Annotated in this window: 22 protein-coding genes; all 22 read right to left on the bottom strand. The window is 37.1% G+C overall.

Features of this window, described 5'->3' with window-relative positions:
- Positions 1-6 precede the first annotated feature (6 nt).
- Positions 7-456: a transcriptional regulator AhrC/ArgR gene (ahrC, locus tag GKP30_RS10770; RefSeq protein WP_216829450.1), complete on the bottom strand. Its 450-nt coding sequence runs from the start codon at positions 454-456 to the stop codon at positions 7-9.
- A gap of 291 nt (positions 457-747) precedes the next feature.
- Positions 748-1,566, bottom strand: a complete 819-nt coding sequence (locus GKP30_RS10765) for a TlyA family RNA methyltransferase (protein WP_216829449.1) — start codon at positions 1,564-1,566, stop codon at positions 748-750.
- Between the two features lie 4 nt (positions 1,567-1,570).
- Complete coding sequence (gene dxs / locus GKP30_RS10760; protein ID WP_216829448.1) at positions 1,571-3,460, bottom strand: 1-deoxy-D-xylulose-5-phosphate synthase; 1,890 nt, start codon at positions 3,458-3,460, stop codon at positions 1,571-1,573.
- Positions 3,461-3,485: 25 nt separating this feature from the next.
- Positions 3,486-4,091: a CNNM metal transporter family protein gene (locus GKP30_RS10755; RefSeq protein WP_216829447.1), complete on the bottom strand. Its 606-nt coding sequence runs from the start codon at positions 4,089-4,091 to the stop codon at positions 3,486-3,488.
- 769 nt (positions 4,092-4,860) lie between these two features.
- Complete coding sequence (locus tag GKP30_RS10750; protein WP_328703144.1) at positions 4,861-5,745, bottom strand: polyprenyl synthetase family protein; 885 nt, start codon at positions 5,743-5,745, stop codon at positions 4,861-4,863.
- Positions 5,745-5,990, bottom strand: coding sequence for an exodeoxyribonuclease VII small subunit (locus tag GKP30_RS10745; protein ID WP_216829446.1), 246 nt, complete (start codon positions 5,988-5,990; stop codon positions 5,745-5,747). The genes GKP30_RS10750 and GKP30_RS10745 overlap by 1 nt, the downstream gene beginning before the upstream one ends.
- A gap of 3 nt (positions 5,991-5,993) precedes the next feature.
- A complete protein-coding gene (gene xseA / locus GKP30_RS10740) occupies positions 5,994-7,355 on the bottom strand; it encodes an exodeoxyribonuclease VII large subunit (RefSeq protein ID WP_216829445.1) in 1,362 nt (453 codons plus the stop codon).
- 17 nt (positions 7,356-7,372) lie between these two features.
- The gene (gene folD / locus GKP30_RS10735) at positions 7,373-8,218 is read right to left on the bottom strand and encodes a bifunctional methylenetetrahydrofolate dehydrogenase/methenyltetrahydrofolate cyclohydrolase FolD (protein ID WP_216829444.1); all 846 of its coding nucleotides are present in this window, start codon (positions 8,216-8,218) and stop codon (positions 7,373-7,375) included.
- A gap of 27 nt (positions 8,219-8,245) precedes the next feature.
- Positions 8,246-8,650, bottom strand: a complete 405-nt coding sequence (gene nusB, locus GKP30_RS10730; protein WP_216829443.1) for a transcription antitermination factor NusB — start codon at positions 8,648-8,650, stop codon at positions 8,246-8,248.
- A 236-nt stretch (positions 8,651-8,886) separates the two neighbouring features.
- On the bottom strand, positions 8,887-9,291 hold the full coding sequence (locus GKP30_RS10725) for an Asp23/Gls24 family envelope stress response protein (RefSeq protein ID WP_216829442.1): 405 nt from the start codon (positions 9,289-9,291) through the stop codon (positions 8,887-8,889).
- Positions 9,292-9,335: 44 nt separating this feature from the next.
- Positions 9,336-10,688: an acetyl-CoA carboxylase biotin carboxylase subunit gene (gene accC / locus GKP30_RS10720; RefSeq protein WP_216829441.1), complete on the bottom strand. Its 1,353-nt coding sequence runs from the start codon at positions 10,686-10,688 to the stop codon at positions 9,336-9,338.
- A gap of 12 nt (positions 10,689-10,700) precedes the next feature.
- Positions 10,701-11,216, bottom strand: coding sequence for an acetyl-CoA carboxylase biotin carboxyl carrier protein (gene accB, locus GKP30_RS10715; RefSeq protein WP_216829440.1), 516 nt, complete (start codon positions 11,214-11,216; stop codon positions 10,701-10,703).
- A 36-nt stretch (positions 11,217-11,252) separates the two neighbouring features.
- Positions 11,253-11,603 carry a hypothetical protein gene (locus GKP30_RS10710; protein ID WP_216829439.1) on the bottom strand — a complete coding sequence of 117 codons (351 nt, stop codon included), beginning with the start codon at positions 11,601-11,603 and terminating at the stop codon, positions 11,253-11,255.
- Positions 11,604-11,779: 176 nt separating this feature from the next.
- Positions 11,780-12,400 carry a SpoIIIAH-like family protein gene (locus GKP30_RS10705; protein ID WP_216829438.1) on the bottom strand — a complete coding sequence of 207 codons (621 nt, stop codon included), beginning with the start codon at positions 12,398-12,400 and terminating at the stop codon, positions 11,780-11,782.
- Positions 12,401-12,403: 3 nt separating this feature from the next.
- Complete coding sequence (spoIIIAG, locus tag GKP30_RS10700; RefSeq protein WP_216829437.1) at positions 12,404-13,066, bottom strand: stage III sporulation protein AG; 663 nt, start codon at positions 13,064-13,066, stop codon at positions 12,404-12,406.
- 1 nt (position 13,067) lies between these two features.
- Entirely contained in the window at positions 13,068-13,700 is a 633-nt protein-coding gene (gene spoIIIAF, locus GKP30_RS10695) for a stage III sporulation protein AF (protein WP_216829436.1), read from the bottom strand.
- A gap of 12 nt (positions 13,701-13,712) precedes the next feature.
- Positions 13,713-14,882 (bottom strand): stage III sporulation protein AE, encoded by a 1,170-nt coding sequence (spoIIIAE, locus tag GKP30_RS10690; RefSeq protein ID WP_216829435.1) that lies wholly within the window; start codon positions 14,880-14,882, stop codon positions 13,713-13,715.
- 47 nt (positions 14,883-14,929) lie between these two features.
- Positions 14,930-15,325: a stage III sporulation protein AD gene (spoIIIAD, locus tag GKP30_RS10685; RefSeq protein ID WP_216829434.1), complete on the bottom strand. Its 396-nt coding sequence runs from the start codon at positions 15,323-15,325 to the stop codon at positions 14,930-14,932.
- Between the two features lie 6 nt (positions 15,326-15,331).
- Positions 15,332-15,538 (bottom strand): stage III sporulation protein AC, encoded by a 207-nt coding sequence (gene spoIIIAC / locus GKP30_RS10680; RefSeq protein WP_216829433.1) that lies wholly within the window; start codon positions 15,536-15,538, stop codon positions 15,332-15,334.
- Between the two features lie 37 nt (positions 15,539-15,575).
- A complete protein-coding gene (gene spoIIIAB, locus GKP30_RS10675; protein ID WP_216829432.1) occupies positions 15,576-16,088 on the bottom strand; it encodes a stage III sporulation protein SpoIIIAB in 513 nt (170 codons plus the stop codon).
- Complete coding sequence (spoIIIAA, locus tag GKP30_RS10670) at positions 16,085-17,014, bottom strand: stage III sporulation protein AA (protein WP_216829431.1); 930 nt, start codon at positions 17,012-17,014, stop codon at positions 16,085-16,087. The genes spoIIIAB and spoIIIAA overlap by 4 nt, the downstream gene beginning before the upstream one ends.
- A 141-nt stretch (positions 17,015-17,155) precedes the next feature.
- Positions 17,156-17,437, bottom strand: a complete 282-nt coding sequence (locus tag GKP30_RS10665; RefSeq protein ID WP_216829430.1) for a YqhV family protein — start codon at positions 17,435-17,437, stop codon at positions 17,156-17,158.
- Positions 17,438-17,596: the final 159 nt, after the last annotated feature.

The raw sequence follows: 17,596 nt of genomic DNA, 5'->3' as shown, positions 1-17,596 counted from the left end.
CACCCTTTATAGCATTTCTAAGAAACGTTCAGTAATACTCGGGCTATCCTCTTTATGTTTACAAATGATTAATATGGTATCATCACCACAAATGGTCCCCATAATTTCATTCCAATCTAAGTTATCTATTAGTGCTCCAACCGCGTTTGCATTACCAGGTAACGTCTTCATAACAATCATATTTTCCGAACGATCTATACTGACAAAGCTATCCATTAAAGATCTCTTTAATTTTTGTAATGGATTAAAGCGTTGATCAGCAGGCAAGCTATATTTATAGCGTCCATCAATCATTGGTACTTTAACTAAATGTAGCTCTTTAATATCACGTGATACTGTAGCCTGCGTAACATTATAACCTGAGCTTTTTAATTGTTCGACTAAATCATCTTGTGTTTCTATTTCTTGATTTGTTATGATCTCTCTAATTTTTATATGCCTTTGTCCTTTATTCATTTCATTCACCTACTCATATTTTTTATATAGCAATATAGTTTGTGAAAATCAGCTTTTGAAATAAAAGCCTCTCTTATATTCACTAATTGTATATTCATTATTTTACATGTATCCGTACTGAATTCAAGGTCTTTACAAATAATTATAATAATAAATGTATAAATAATATATTCTAAAGTTTATGCGTTTTTGTAAATACTTTATACGTTTTTCACGCTCTAGGTGTATTTAATACTTACATTCACCACGATAAGCATAAAAAATAGAGGGGAATAAAAGTCCCCCCTCATCTTAGTCTTTTTTTAGTTGTGCATGCGCCTCGCTAACTACTTCTTCCACTGATAGTAATGGAGGAATTATATCTTCATTTGAATTCCATCTTAAATATAATAAAAATTCAATATTACCCTCTCCACCTTTAATCGGCGAGTAGTCTATACCAGCAATCTTATACCCTTCCCTTAACGAGAAGTCTACAATATCTTGTACAACTTTAATGTGAGTCTTCGGATCTCTAACGATTCCTTTTTTTCCTACTTCTTCTCTTCCTGCCTCAAACTGTGGCTTAACTAAAGCGATTACGTGACCTTTTTCCAACAGTAATGATTTTAATACGGGAAGTATAAGCTTTAACGAAATAAAGGAAACATCTATTGTAGCAAAATTAGGGAGTCCATGTATGAGATCCTCTGCCTTAACATAGCGAAAATTCGTTCGTTCCATTACACAAACTCGCTCATCCGTCCTTAGCTTCCAAGCTAATTGATTGTAGCCTACATCTAATGCATAAACTCTCTTAGCACCATTTTGTAAGGCACAGTCTGTAAACCCACCAGTTGAAGCCCCAATATCTAATACTGTTGCTCCCTCTAACTGAAGATCAAATACCTTCATCGCTTTTTCAAGCTTTAGTCCACCACGACTAACGTATGGCAGAACATCACCTTTGATCGTTAACGGCGCATCAATATTTATTTTCATACCAGGCTTGTCAATACGTTCACTCTCAACATATACTAAGCCCGCCATAACTGCTCGTTTTGCTTTTTCTCGAGTTTCAATTAAACCTTTATCAACTAGCAATACATCAATTCGTTCTTTTTTGCTCATTTATTTATGCCCTTTGTCTTTTTCGAGGAACCATCGTAGTAATTTTTTCTGCAACTTTAGCTGAAGTTAAACCAATTTCCTCCAGTAGTTGCGAAACACTACCATGTTCAATAAATTTATCAGGGATACCCATACGTTCAACGACAACATTGTGGAAATCATTATCGTGGAAAAATTCTAATACAGCACTTCCAAAGCTGCCTTGAATAGCAGTTTCCTCTAAAGTTAATATCGGTAAGTTCGATTCAGCAAGTTCAGTAAGCATTTCCTCATCCAAAGGTTTTACTGAACGAGCATTAACTATTCTTACTGATACTCCTTGTAATGCAAGTTGACGTGCTGCTTCTTCAGCCACAGGAATCATCGTTCCGAACGTTAATATACAGGCATCATTTCCATCTTGTAGTACTTCCCATTTTCCAATTGGGATTTGTTTTAACTGTTCATCCATTTTAATTCCGTAACCATTGCCACGAGGATAGCGAACCGCAATTGGACCATCATCATACTGAACAGCAGTATAAATCATATGCTGAAGTTCATTTTCATCCTTTGGCATAAGGATAACCATGTTAGGTAGGTGGCGAAGATAAGCAATATCAAATACACCTTGGTGTGTTTCTCCATCAGCCCCTACAAGACCAGCTCGATCAATAGCAAATACGACATTTAAATTTTGACGACAGATATCATGGACGACTTGATCATATCCTCTTTGCAAGAATGTCGAGTAGACAGCGAAAACAGGTTTTATGCCTTGTGTAGCTAATCCCCCAGCCATCGTCGTTGCATGTTGTTCGGCGATCCCGACATCAAACATCCGCTCTGGAAATTCTGCAGCGAATTTATCCAATTTGGTCCCACCAGGCATCGCAGCAGTAATCGCAACTAAACGTTTGTCTTCTCTAGCGATTTTTTTAAGTGTTTCACTGAAAACACCACTATAGCTTGGTGGTCCTGGCTTTTTAACTACTTCACCAGATTCAATTTTATACGGGCCTAATCCATGCCATGTTCCTTCAGCATCATTTTCAGCAGGGGCATAGCCTTTTCCTTTTTTTGTAAGAACATGGATTAATACAGGACCTTTTGTTTTTTTGGCATACTTCATATTTTCCAGTAAATCATCAAAATCATGACCATCAACTGGACCTAAATAAGTAAATCCCATTTCCTCAAAAAAGATGCCAGAAACCAGTAAATATTTCAGACTATCTTTTACACGTTCTGCAGTAGCTGCTAATTTACCACCAAATGCTGGGATTTTTCGAATTAACATTTCTAATTCTTCTTTAGCTTTATGATATTTTCCAGCAGTTCTTAAACGCCCTAAAACATTATGAAGTGCCCCAACGTTTGGCGCAATAGACATTTCATTATCGTTTAAGATCACAATAATGTCCTTTTGCTCATGACCTATATGGTTCAATGCTTCTAGTGCCATTCCACCAGTAAGCGCTCCATCTCCAATAACAGCAACAACAGTTTCATCAGTACCTTTTAAATCACGAGCCGTTGCCATACCCATTGCAGCAGATAAGGATGTAGAGCTATGTCCTGTTTCCCAAACATCATGTTCACTCTCGTTTCTTTTTGGAAAACCACATAACCCTTTATACTGACGTAAGCTGTCAAATTGGCCTGCTCTTCCTGTTAGAATTTTATGAACGTACGCTTGGTGGCCGACATCCCAGATAATTTTATCCTTAGGACTTTCTAAACAGTAATGTAAGACCATTGTTAACTCAACGACTCCCAAATTAGGACCTAGATGACCACCTGTAACTGATAACTTTTCTATTAGAAAGTGACGAATTTCAGATGCTAATTTTTCTAATTCTGCTTTGGATAGCTGCTTTAACATACTAGGGTCTTTTATATTTTCAAGTTCCATTAAGAACCCTCACTTTCAATTATTCTTATCTCTTTTTCTTACGCTTTCCGTTCTTACCATTATTAACAAAAAGTGTTATTTTTAATTTTACCTCTAAAATATATAATATTCTACCAACCTGATAAATGATAGGAGTAGAGTATTGAATAGCTAGCGTTTTTCCAATAGATTTTCCACCAACAGTCAAAGCAGCCACTACACTTGTAAACAAAACAGAAATAAAAAATTGGTCCAACGATCCTTCTCCGTGGCCAAGCTGTATAGACAGTTGGAGAACAACATAAGCAGATGCAGTACCACTTACGATCCCTGCGATATCACCAATTACATCATTACAGAAGTTTGCAAAACGATCCGCATTTCTTGTTATTTTAACAGCATGTTTCGCCCCTATGAGCTTTCGTGAGGCCATAGCATGAAAAGGACCTTCATTGGCAGCTGTTGCGGCTACACCAATTGTATCAAAAAAGATTCCAATTAACACAATAATAAATACGATAACCATACCTAGAGCCCATGTTACACCACTCAATAAGAGCGTAGAAATAACTGAAAAAATAGCCGCTAACACAAGTGTGATAACGGCAATTGCTAAACTCCAATTTATGGATTTAATAAATGAGTGTTTCATTTATATTTTTTGTCACCTATCTTTTTAATTTAACAAAGTTCAAAAGACGACTCAACTTACACGCCATTAGTATATATGTATAGCTGAGTGGTCATTTAAAGAGTAAATGCTGTGGCTTAGGTCCAGTAGGATTTCCCAGATACGTACCGAAGCGTCGCCGCTTTGGTGGTTTCCCTTTCAACATATCTTAGCGCAGTCACCTAACGCTAGACTAGATTACCACTTAGTCCACACTTCAATCCTCTTTAAATGTCTTTCGAACAGTCTAGGAGTTTTCCTCGGCAGCTCCTCGCTATTCTTTTATCCTCTTTTGCAGAGCAGATTTCATATGGACAAGGAATAAACGTTGTTGGCCGACAACCTTTAGACCCACTCCCATAATCCCCTCTAACTCCACTCAAGGCAGGCTACGCTGCCGGCATACTACCCAAGCATGCCTTAGCAGGTTCATACCCCATATTACACCATTTGTATGCACCGCATACAGTGTAAATACAAGGCCTCCGCGGAGTGAGGGTCAACGCCCACATGCCTTTGTGGATCGCCCCCACACCTTAACACCCAGCGCCGACCCAAAGCTGGGCGCCTCAAGCCGACACAAGGAGCTTCATCGATGTGCCCTTTGGCGGATTTTTAGCCCCGCCTTCAAGAATAGAGAGCCGACTAGAATACTGCACCACTCTCTTTGTAGAGTTATTATATCACTAGATAGAAAATCGCTCAATGAAAATGTCTGTCAGCCATATAACAAGCTTCCGCCACTAACAAATTAATGATCTCTTTCCACAATATAGTCCGTTATTGCCATTAATAATGAGTTTTCAAGCTTTACATTATATAAATATTCCTTTGCTCTATTTGTATGCTCGAATAATTTTTCTTTTGCTCCATCCATCGTCAATAATGAAGGATATGTACTTTTATCCTTACCAGAATCACTACCGACTGGCTTACCAATCATATTCGCATCTCCTTCTATATCAAGGATGTCATCCTTGATTTGAAAGACAAGGCCTAGCTCTTTCCCAAACAGACGTAATTGTTCAATTTCTTCCTCTTGTGCCCCTGCAAGGATAGCCCCCGCCAAGACAGAATATGTTAGTAAATCACCCGTTTTATGATAGTGAATATACTCCAGCTCCTCTAGAGTTAAATTTTTTCCTTCCCCTTCCATATCGGCAACTTGCCCACCTACCATTCCTTCAGGACCCGCTGCTTTTGCCAGTTCTTGAATTAATTTAACTTTCATACTATCTGTTGCAAACTCGTTTGGTATTTCAGAAATTAACTGAAACGAGTAAGTTAGAAGAGCATCCCCAGCGAGTATAGCCATCGCTTCACCAAAAACCTTATGATTAGTTGGCTTGCCCCTACGCAAGTCATCGTCATCCATCGCTGGTAAATCATCGTGGATTAACGAATACGTATGTAACATTTCAATTGCACATGCAATATTATTTCCAATTTTTTCATCGCGATTAAAAGCATGAAGAGTTGCTAATAATAAAACAGGACGCACTCGTTTTCCACCAGCAGACAATGAATAAGCCATCGCTTCTTTTAAAGTTGCTGGGGCTTTTAATCCGCTGATGCAGTTTGGTAATTGTTGTTCTAATTCTAATTTACTTTTTTGTAGAAATTGTTTTAGATCAATCACTCTGCTTGATCCTCCTGAAAAGATACTTCTTCTAATTGGCCATCTTCTGTAAGAATTTGTTCTAATTGTTTTTCAACAACAGTTAATTTGTCATGGCATAATTTAGATAAGTTCATTCCTTGTTGAAACATCGAAATTGCTTCTTCTAATGGCACATCACCTTGTTCAAGCTTTTCGACAACACTTTCTAATTCGTTTATTGCATCTTCAAAAGATAATTCCTCTCGCTTTTGCTCGCTCATAACTCATCCACCTTTTAATAAAGTTTCCTCTTTAGTATCTAATACTTGACACTTAACGGTACCATCCATAACTCGAATCTTAACTTCGTCATTCTTGGTTACATCAGTTATGGATTTAACTAACTGGTCACGATCATTAAAAGCTAAACTATACCCTCGTTCCATCATTCGCAAGGGACTGAGTACTTCAAGTGTCTGTACCTGATTTTGAAACTTATTTTGTTTCTCCTTAAGTAACCATTTCATATTTCGCAGAAGTTGTTCTCTTAAAAAAATAGACTGTTGTCTAGCTTCTACAACCTTTGCTTCTGGATGGTTCCTCATTATGTCTTTTGTTAACTGATTTACCTGTTCTGTGCGTTTATCTAATAATCTCCGCATCTCTCGTTCTAAACGGTCATATAATCGGTCAAGTTCTTGCTCTTTTTGATGAACTAGTTGTTGTGGGTAGCGGAACGCATATGATTTTTGTAACCTATTTAGTCGTTGTTTTTCACGGTCTATCTTTTCCATTAAGGCTCGACGCAATCTAAGTTTTTGCAAATCAATTGCTTTTACCAGTTCTTTTAGTTCTGGAACTGCTAGTTCAGCTGCAGCTGTAGGTGTCGCCGCTCGTATATCTGCAACAAAGTCAGCAATTGTAAAGTCAGTTTCATGGCCTACTGCAGAAATGATTGGTATAGCTGAGTGGTAAATTGCACGAGCTACCGCTTCTTCATTAAATGCCCACAACTCCTCAATCGAACCGCCACCACGCCCAATAATTAAGACGTCAAACATATCTACTTCGTTCGCCTGTCGGATCGCCTTTACTATGGAAGGTGCAGCTCCTTCCCCTTGAACTAATACTGGTAGTAACGTAATATTAGCTATTGGAAAACGCCTTTTTATCGTAGTGATAATATCACGGATAGCCGCCCCTGTTGGTGAGGTTGCAATACCGATCCTCATTGCATAATTAGGAAGCGGCTTTTTTAAATGTGGAGCAAAAAGTCCTTCAATTTCTAACTTTTCCTTTAATTGTTCGTAAGCCATATAGAGGCTTCCAACACCATCAGGCTGCATTTCTCTAGCATACATTTGATATTGCCCATATGCTTCATAAACAGTTATCTCACCACGTATAAGAACTTTCATGCCATCTTCAGGTTTAAATTTTAAGAAACGATTATTTCCAGCGAACATGACCGCTTGCATTCGTGCTTGTTCATCTTTTATTGTGAAGTACATATGTCCACGATTATGATGTTTAAAGTTAGAAAGCTCTCCTCTAATCCAGACATTCTGTAAAACATCATCATTTTCGAACTGCCTTTTTATGTAACGAGTTACTTCAGTTACAGATAAAATATTTTCATTAGACATAAGAACGGCTCCTTACCTTAACCTCGCTTTGCCGAAATAATTGTATTATGTAAAAGCATCGTTATTGTCATTGGCCCTACTCCACCAGGTACAGGTGTTAAATAAGATGCAACTTCTTTTACTTCATCGAACACGACGTCACCGCATAACTTTCCTGTATCTAAACGATTTACTCCGACGTCAATAACTGCCGCGCCCTCTTTCACATAACTTGCATCAACAAAATTTGCTTTTCCAACCGCAACGATGAGGATATCAGCTTGTTTTGTTAGCTCCTTCATGTTTTCCGTACGAGAATGACAGTAAGTTACAGTTGCATTTTCATTTAGTAAGAGCTGTCCTACAGGTTTCCCAACAATATTACTTCTTCCAATAACAACAACATGCTTTCCTTCTAATTTAATTTCTTTGGACTTCAACATTTCTACGATACCAAAAGGGGTACACGGAAGGAAAGTTTCTTCACCGATCATCATTTTTCCAATGCTAATTGGATGAAAACCATCAACATCTTTTTCTGGACTAATTTTTTCGATAACTGCTCTTTCAGAAATATGTTTCGGTAATGGCAGCTGTACGAGGATTCCATGAATTTCACTGTCATTATTCAAGCTTTCAATCAGGTTTAATAGTTCTTCTTCAGTAATGTCTTCTGATTTTTCAATAAGAACTGAACGAATTCCAACTTCTTCACAAGCTTTAACTTTTCCTGAAACGTAAGACTTTGAAGCTGGGTGCTCCCCAATTAATATAACTGCTAGCCCAGGAACAATACCTTTTTTACTAAGCTGTTCAACTTCTAATTTCATCGCTTGTCTCTTATTTGCTGCTAATTCTTTTCCACTAATAATCGTTGCTGACATGGTAACACTCCTATTCCCATAACCTTTTTAATTTTCTTCTTTACTTATAGCTTGGACAACATTAGATAAGACCCCATTAACAAAGCGGCCTGACTCTTCCCCACCAAAAGCTTTTGCAAGTTCAATCGCTTCATTGAATGTGACATTCATCGGAATGTCATCAATAAATTTCATTTCATGTACAGCCATACGGAGGACGGCTCGATCGACGTTCCCTACTCTATCTAATGACCAATTCGATAGATTTTTTGATAAAATAGCATCGATTTCTTCTTTGTGTGTTAAAGTTCCTGAAACGATTTTTTCTAAAAATGGAGTGATTTCTTCATTATCTTCGAGTGAGTTTGATAATGCTTCTTTCCATTCTACTGCTGTTAAATCAATTTGAAAAAGAGCTTGAACTGCTCTTAAACGTGCTAGACGTCTATTCATACGTGTTTTCTCCTTCTGTTGCCTAATTATATGTATGATAATAGCATATTCTACTAGCCGATAACAGAGATTGCCGATATTTATTGAATTTACGACTTTTTTGTCGGTTTTTCTTCTCTGTTTAACTATTTATTGCTCATTATCAATTAGAAAACAGCCAAAGGTATAATCCTTTGGCTGTTTGTTTAGAAATAGTATTCCCACCGTCAATTCAGTTAATAACTATTTTCTTCAATTTATTCTTCAATTACTTCTTGTGGCTCTGTTTGAGATTCAAATTGCACACCAACCACATGAACATTTACTGCTTCAAGATCAATACCTGTCATCGTCTGTAGTGCTTGCTTCACATTTGATTGAATTTTCTTAGCTACATCGGGAATTGAAACACCGTAGATAATAACTACTGATACATCCACAACAATGCCATCTTCCTTCAGCTCAACTTTTACACCTTTACCATGATTTTTTCTTCCTAATCGCTCAGCGACACCTGTTGCAAAGTTACCTCTCATTGTTGCAACACCGTCAACTTCTGATGCTGCGATACCAGCAATTACTTCAATTACTTCTGGAGAAATCTCAACTTTACCTAGGTCATTTTTTTGTTCCTCTAGGTCTATGATATGGTTTTCTGCCATCGTAGCGCACCTCCAACATTCAGCCTTATTTTCATTTTACCATATTACTTCAAGGTTAAATCATGTTCTTCCAAAAATTTAGTGTTAAAATCACCTGAAATAAATTTTTCATGACTAAGTAACTGCAGATGAAATGGAATCGTAGTGTCAATTCCTTCGATTTCAAACTCTGATAAAGCTCTTTTCATCCTTGCGATTGCTTCTTCCCGTGTAGCACCGTAGGTTATAACCTTTGCTATCATGGAGTCATAAAAAGGGGAAATCATGTACCCTGGATACGCTGCAGAGTCCACACGGACACCTAGACCACCAGGTGGGAGATATTTTGTAATTTTACCAGGTGAAGGCATAAAGTTTTTACTTGGGTTTTCAGCATTAATACGACATTCAATCGACCAACCACTCATAGTCACTTCTTCTTGTGTTACTGAAAGTTGTTTACCTGATGCAACAAGAAGTTGTTCCTTAATTAGATCTATTCCAGTGACCATTTCTGTTACTGGATGCTCAACTTGTATCCTCGTATTCATCTCCATAAAGTAGAACTGCTGATTACGGTAGTCATAGATAAATTCAACAGTTCCTGCGCCAGAGTAATTAACGGCCTTTGCAGCTGCTACTGCTGCTTCTCCCATTTCCTCTCTCATTTCTTGGTCAAGAGCTGGAGAAGGTGTTTCCTCTAAAAGCTTCTGCAATCTTCTTTGAATACTACAATCTCTCTCTCCTAAATGAATAACATTCCCATAATTATCTGCAAGTACTTGAATTTCAACATGGCGGAAGTCTTCTATGTATTTTTCTAGGTAAACACCAGGATTACCGAAAGCTGTACTTGCTTCCTGCTGTGTTATTTGTACACCTTTTTTTAACTCTGTTTCATTGCGAGCAACGCGGATACCTTTTCCACCACCGCCAGCTGTTGCTTTAATAATGACTGGGTATCCAATTTCACTAGCTACTTTTAAGCCTGCTTCAACATCTTCAATAATTCCTTTTGATCCAGGAACAATTGGTACATTTGCTTTTGCCATTGTTTCTCTTGCTACATCTTTAGTTCCCATTCTATTAATAGCTTCTGGACTTGGTCCAACAAATGTCACATTACAAGCGGAACAAATCTCAGCAAAGTCAGCATTTTCAGCTAAAAATCCATAACCAGGATGAATGGCATCAACCTCCGTTAAGGTAGCTACACTCATGATGTTTGTGAAGTTTAGGTAGCTTTTTGCCGAAGGAGTTGGCCCAATGCAAAATGCTTGGTCTGCAAGTCGAACGTGAAGTGCGTCTTTATCGGCTTCTGAATAAACAGCAACCGTTTCAATTCCTAACTCTTTACAAGCTCGAATAATTCGAACGGCTATCTCTCCTCGGTTTGCAATTAGAACCTTTTTTATCATTATAAACTCTCCCTAATCTGGTTGAACAACAAATAGCGGTTGTCCATATTCTACTAATTCCCCATTTTGAACGAGTATTTCAACAACTTTCCCTTTAACTTCAGCTTCGAGTTCATTCATTAATTTCATCGCTTCGACAATACAAACAATCGTACTCTCATTTACATGATCACCTGTTTTGATGTACGGCTCTGCATCTGGTGCTGGTGCCGCATAAAAAGTCCCAACCATTGGAGACTTAATTGTCATGTAGTTATCCTCAACTTTTGCTTCAGGTTGAACGGTTGTTTCTATTGTTTTTTCGGTAACCACTGTTTTTTCGGTATCAACTGGCTTTGCCACTTCTGGTTGAATTTTTTGCACGTTTTCTTGAAGTGCTGGAGTCGATACAGTTGTTGATGTACTTATTGCTTGGTTTGTGTTTCTTTTAATCGTTAATTTCGTACCATCCTGTTCAACTTTTACGTAATCAATGGTCGACTTATCAATAACTCTTATTAATTCTTTAATGTCTTGAATTTTTAACATAATCAGATTATCCCTTCACGATCTCTGCTAACTGTTTTATTCATTTGTTTCTACTTCTTTAACAATTGCATCATTCTTATATTGGCGGAATACAGGAAACTCAGATAAGTTATCTGGTATCTTACCGTTCTCTAAAAGAATGAGCTTTACAATATTCTTATTTCTTGCCATATGATACTTTTCACCATATTCATTCTCTTGGGTATATCTTTTAATACTAGCGTAGTCCTCTTCTTGGATGGATACTGTATATGTATTTCCGCCTTCAGTTTCAAAATCCTGCACAAATCCAACTTCAAATTCAACAATTTGAATATTATCATTCTTTAAGTTACGAGTTTGTTCGAATACTGCTTTTGCACCTTCTGTTAAATCATTCCATTCCACAATTATCACCTCATAAAATCATACTTACAAGCTTTTAGTACTCCGATATTGACGTATTATACCATTTCATCGTTTCCTTCGCATTATAGTATAGCATGTTCCAATTGAATAAGGATATAAACATTGAATAACAAAAAGAGGCTAACTGAATATAGTAGCCCCCTTTTACCTTAAATTTATTTAGTCGGTTGATGCCCTACCACAACTAACCTCTCTCCTAATTGTTCATTAGCCATTAGAAGAATTTCATTAGCTTGTTCTTTTGTTAGTTCATCTGCTTTTACAATAATTTTTACTTGCTCTTCCTCAGATAAAACGAGTACATCTTTATAACCTTTTGAGCGAATTAATGTTTCTAGTAAATTTTCTTTCTGTTCTAATGCAAGTAAATTATTTTGTTTTTCTAATGCTTCTACTTTTACTTGAGCTGGAACATCAGCTTCAGCGATGATGTTTGTATATTCCTGTAACATCTTGCTACGAGACACTTCACGATCTAGGCGAATTTCCGTAAAGAATTCATCACTATTAATTGCTGAGATCATTCCCTCTTCAACTTCACCTTCATCTTCATTGTTACCCTCTGTCATCATCTCTTCCATTTCATCTTCTTCAATATTTACAGAAACTTGGCCAGCATCTTCTTCACCCATCAATTCTTCAATACCTTCCATTTCTTCATCCATATACGCTAAATCTGTTGTGTTTTGAGGCTGGGATGTCATGTAATAAACTGATAAAACTACGATTAAGCTTAGCATTGTTAATAACCATACTGTTTGTTTCTTTAATACCATTTTTTATTCCTCCTTTAATTTCTTAGGCATTACTGATACTCGGTGAGCTGGAACATCCAGAACTCGACTAACAGCTTCAACTATCCTTGCTTTTACTTGCATATTGTCAGCCCCTGAAGCGACGACAAGGACGCCGCGAATTTCAGGTTTTTGTTTCTTTACTAAAAGCGGTTCCTCACTGTCTCCTTTACGGACAATGACAACTTGTTCATCTCTCGTTAAGTCATCTACTTGTCTTGTTCCACCTTCACGGTCAGTCTCATCCGTTTTTTGGTGTTTTGTATGAACATTTCGTTCATACACCTTTCTTTCAGTTTCCGCTAGATTGATCATAATGGAAACTTCAGAAACGCCTATCATTTGTTCTAAAACTTCCTTCAGCTGATTTTCATAACGAATTTCATAGTCTTCCATCGTCATAGGACCTGAAGAGCTATTTCTCCCTAAAGCTGGTTCTACCTCTTCATTTTCTTTTTGATTAAAGACGGGTTCACTTGGTGGAGCACTTTGATCATCTCCAATGAAATTTCCTAATATCATCAGTCCAACACCTACACAAAGGACCATGATCACGTATTGGATCGTATTTTTTTTCTTTGGACTGCCAGCTTTTTGGTCAAACAGCTTTTTTAACCATTGCTTATCCCCTTTGTCACCTTTTTCCATATCACTGCTCCCCTCCTTCCCAGGCTAAAGAAATTTTATCTTTAGGAATTTGCCATTCATCAGCTAAGAATGATTGGATTGGTACTACATCCACTTTTGTATTTTCTTTTGTAGGTATTTCTTTACTAGTATCGATATTTACCACAGATACTGCTTGAACAAGATCTCCTTCACTTTCCTCTTCTGCTACTGTTTTAAGATACACAGTCACCTGAACAACTGCACCTTCATCTGTTGCATCAAAGGCAAATTCATCGAGGGTAATAAGAACACTATCAATTTCTACATCAAACCTTGCCACCAACTCCTCTTCTACTTGTCTCTTCATTGGGACAGCCATCTGTTCTGAAATATATGCACGTTGTCCTCTTTCTATTTCTATTTTCTTTCTTTCTATTGAATTTTCTAAAGATTTTTCTGAAATATGCTCATTATTGGAAAATCCAGGAATTATATCGTTAATATCTTTAGAAAAAATGGAAAGCAAAGGATTAAGAATAATAACCAATAACAATAGACCAACAACCATTTTGACATAGCGTTGCATACTAGAATTCGGTAATAGGAGCTCTAGGATCGTAGCTAGTAAAATAAATATAATAATATTTGTTAGCCAGTCTGTTAAAAAGCTCATTTTTCACACCCCTTACCGCATCATTAATGAAACATTTCCAGCTGCAATAATAATCGTTAATGCTAAAAAGAACATTAGGCATACTGTTGCAAGTGCTGCAAATATGAAAATAACTGATTTACCAATGATAGATAAGCAATCAATGATTGGACCACCACCTAATGGTTGTAGAACTGCAGCTGCAACTGTATAAATGATTGCAAGTGACAATACCTTTATTGCTGGAAACGCACATAGTAAAAGAAGTATGGATAGACCAGCTAGTCCAACTGTATTTTTCAATAAGACACTAGCACCCATTACAGTATCCGCTGCATCGGTAAACATCCTACCAACAACTGGAACAAAGTTACCTGCTATAAACTTTGCTGTCCTTACTGTAATACCATCAGCAACAGCTGAAGTTGCACCTTGAACTGATATAACACCGAGAAAAACGGTTAAAAACACTCCTAATATTCCAATACTAAAATTGCGTAGGAAGTTTGCTAGCTTGGTAACCTTATAATGATCACTAAGTGTACTCACGATACTTAACAAAGCAGATAAGAACAGTAAAGGCATTACAATATGCTGTATTAAAAGACCACTTGTATTAACAAGAAAGACGATCAATGGGTGAAATAACGCTACGGATGTAACACTTCCTACAGCCGCCATTAATGCTAACAGTAAGGGCAGTAATGCAATCATGAAATGGATCATATTACTAATTGCATCAGAAGCGTAGGATATCGCAACATGAAAACTGTTTAATGCAATTACGATCAATACCATGTAGGTAATCGCATAAGCCACCTTACTAATCGTATGCTGCTCAAAAGCATTTTGTAAGGATTGTAAAACCATTGCAAAAATAGTTAATAGAATAAGTGAACCAAGGAGCTTTCCATTTACTAATAATTCATGAAGAAAAAATTTAATAAGTCCACCAAACCATTCTTTAATGGAAAACTCTTTTTCACCTTTCACAAATTCCATAAATGTGCCTTTTTGACTTTCTGGTAGAAACCCTCCATATTCTGTTGCAATCTTATCCCAATATTCTCTAACCTCATCTACTCCTAATTTCTCCAATTGTTCTTCTACGAAAGTTTGTTCATCAATGGTTGCAGTCTCGGCAGATACGTGAAATGGTATAAATAGCATAAAAGCGAAAAAACATACTGTAAAAAGGCGCATCTCTTCACCCCCTCTATTTTTAATGGGAGAATGCTTGTACAACTTAATTAACCTGGAATTAACGAGATGATCATTTCGATGATGGAAGTTAATATCGGAATGGCCATTACTAGAATTAATATTTTTCCTGCCAGCTCAATTTTTGAAGCAATTGCTGCTTGTCCAGCATCTTTTGCAATTTGTGCTCCAAATTCAGCTATATAGGCAATGCCAATAATCTTTAAGATTGTTTGAACGTAGACCATATTAATATTGGCATTTTTCGCTATATTCTCAAGCATAGTAATCACTTTGACTATCTCATCTATAATAAATAAGAAAATTAGAATACCAACGAATACAGTTAATAGAAAAGCAAAGATCGGCTTTTGCTCTTTTACAACGAGAGCTAGAAAGGTGGTGATTAGCCCTAATCCGACAATTTGAATAATTTCAATGGTCACCACCCCCTAACCTTGAAATAAGAATACACCTTTTATTTTTTGGAATAAGTCGTCAACGATTGATGCCACCATATAAAGAACTACGACAAATCCAATGAGTGTTACCCATTGTGCCCAATCGTCTTTCCCCATTTGTTTTAGAACGGTATGAATCATGGCAACAACGATTCCTATTCCTGCGATTTGAAAGATGGTATTTACATCATATGCCACCGTTAAACCCTCCCTTATTCCTGAAGATGCAAAAGTCTCACAACATTAATATAATAATGAGTAAACCCGTTAAAAACCCTAGACTTTTTATCATTTTTTCATAGCGATTTTGGCGATCCCTTGCTTCACTTTCTTCACGTTCAAGATGATTAATTGTGAGCAATATTTGTTTCTGCTGGTTTGTGCGGTCATGTTGACCGAGTGTTGTACCAAATTGTTGCATAATTTCATATTCAGCATCACATAAGGCTGTAAACTTCCACGTTTCTTTCAAACTCTCTTCCCAGGCAATTGGTACACTTTCCTCCTGATTTTTGAGTCTATGAGCAAATCGAGAAAAGAAATAAGACACTGGTTTAGGCATTTGCTTTGCTAAGTTTTGACAGGCTTCAGCCAATGGTGTCATTCCATACATGATTTCAGCCTCTAAAGATTGAAGCGCAATTTTTAATTGTCTAAGTTGGCGGGGACGTTCACTTAGCCTTCTAGCAATTTCAAAACCGACCCAAGTCGTAGCAATTAAAATGATGATTGCACCTATTAGCTTCAAATAACGCTCACCACATCTTTCCGAAGCTGATTACGAATTCTCCTAATCGCCCCTGCAGAATTCCTTCTCGTTAATTCTATGCACCGATTAAAGACATTGGCCTTCATTAATTGTGAAATTGTTGGGCGATGTTCTAACTCCTCCATATCAAAACCGTGAACAGTAGTAATAATTTTTACTCCAGCATGTATCGCTTCCATTATCGCTATTGCATCTTCTTGTCTACCGATCTCATCTACGATTAACACATCAGGGCTCATAGAGCGGATCATCATCATCATTCCCTCTGCTTTCGGACAACCATCAAGGACATCTATTCGATGACCTAAGTTGTGTTGAGGAACTCCTCGGACACTCGCTGCTATTTCAGAACGTTCATCAACAATTCCAACTTTACAAGGAGGAATACTTAATTCCGGTACTCCACTACTAACAATTCGTGCTATATCCCTTAACAAGGTGGTCTTTCCTGTCTGCGGTGCTCCGATAATTAAAGTGTTTTGCCAACCTTTTTGGTAAATGTGTGGAACTACCTTATTTGCAACCCCTATTTTTTGCCTCGCAATTCTAATGTTATAGGAGCTAATATCTCTCAATGCTTTTACTTGCCCCTGGTCAATAATGACCTTGCCTGCTAAACCAACTCGATGCCCTCCACGAATAGTTATAAACCCTCGTTTCAATTCTTCTTCAAAAGCATATAGAGAATATTGACTTAGTTGGTTTAGTAAATGTTGACCATCTTCTGGACGGATTTTATAAACTTGATTTTTGATTTCAGGATAGTAAGGTTTTCCGTTTGCGATTATTTCTAACGGTCGATTTACACGAATGCGAATCTCTTCAATTTCTTTCTTTAATGAGTCTGGACATTGAGTAATAAGGTGAACTATCGGCTCTGGTAAAACATCAAGAACTTCTTTCATATTTCTCTCTCCTTCATCCTCATTAAAAGTTAGTTAAACAGTTTAATTTAAATACCGTTAAGGCTAAAGTTACAAAGATGGTCAAGAGTACTAAAAAAGCTAGTCTCAACCAAATGTATGCACAAAAAGCTTGTTTATTCCTTATCTTTTAATTCCAATAAGGATTAATGTTACACCTAATCCAATGAGAATAAGTTTACTGGCTGAAAGTTTGTCTGCTAATCCAATAAGTCCTATTGTCATCGTTGTAATTAACACGAGCGGACCAACAATTGCTAAAATAGCATTGATTGCAACAGCCTTTTCAATACTATTAAACTTAAGCATAAGACCAGCTGCAGAAAGTTCAATTAATCCTGAAATAACACGTAATAACACCATTCCAAGTAAAGCTGTTTCAATTCCTGTAAAGAAGCCTTTCATCACATTCACCTCTAAGCGAAACTCTCTTTGTACAACCTATGTTACAACTGTTCAGTTCAGAACAGCTTGTTTTTATGAATCAAAAAAGAAGTTGATCCATATCAACTTCTTTTTTGGGGCTATAAAATTTACTCACTTTACCTACTGCGCTATAACAAA

This window comes from Alkalihalobacterium elongatum, from assembly GCF_019024285.1.
GTDB classification, from domain to species: domain Bacteria; phylum Bacillota; class Bacilli; order Bacillales; family Bacillaceae_F; genus Alkalihalobacterium; species Alkalihalobacterium elongatum.
The sequence above is the reverse complement of the archived record's forward strand: the minus strand, read 5'-3'. Positions and strand labels throughout refer to the sequence as shown.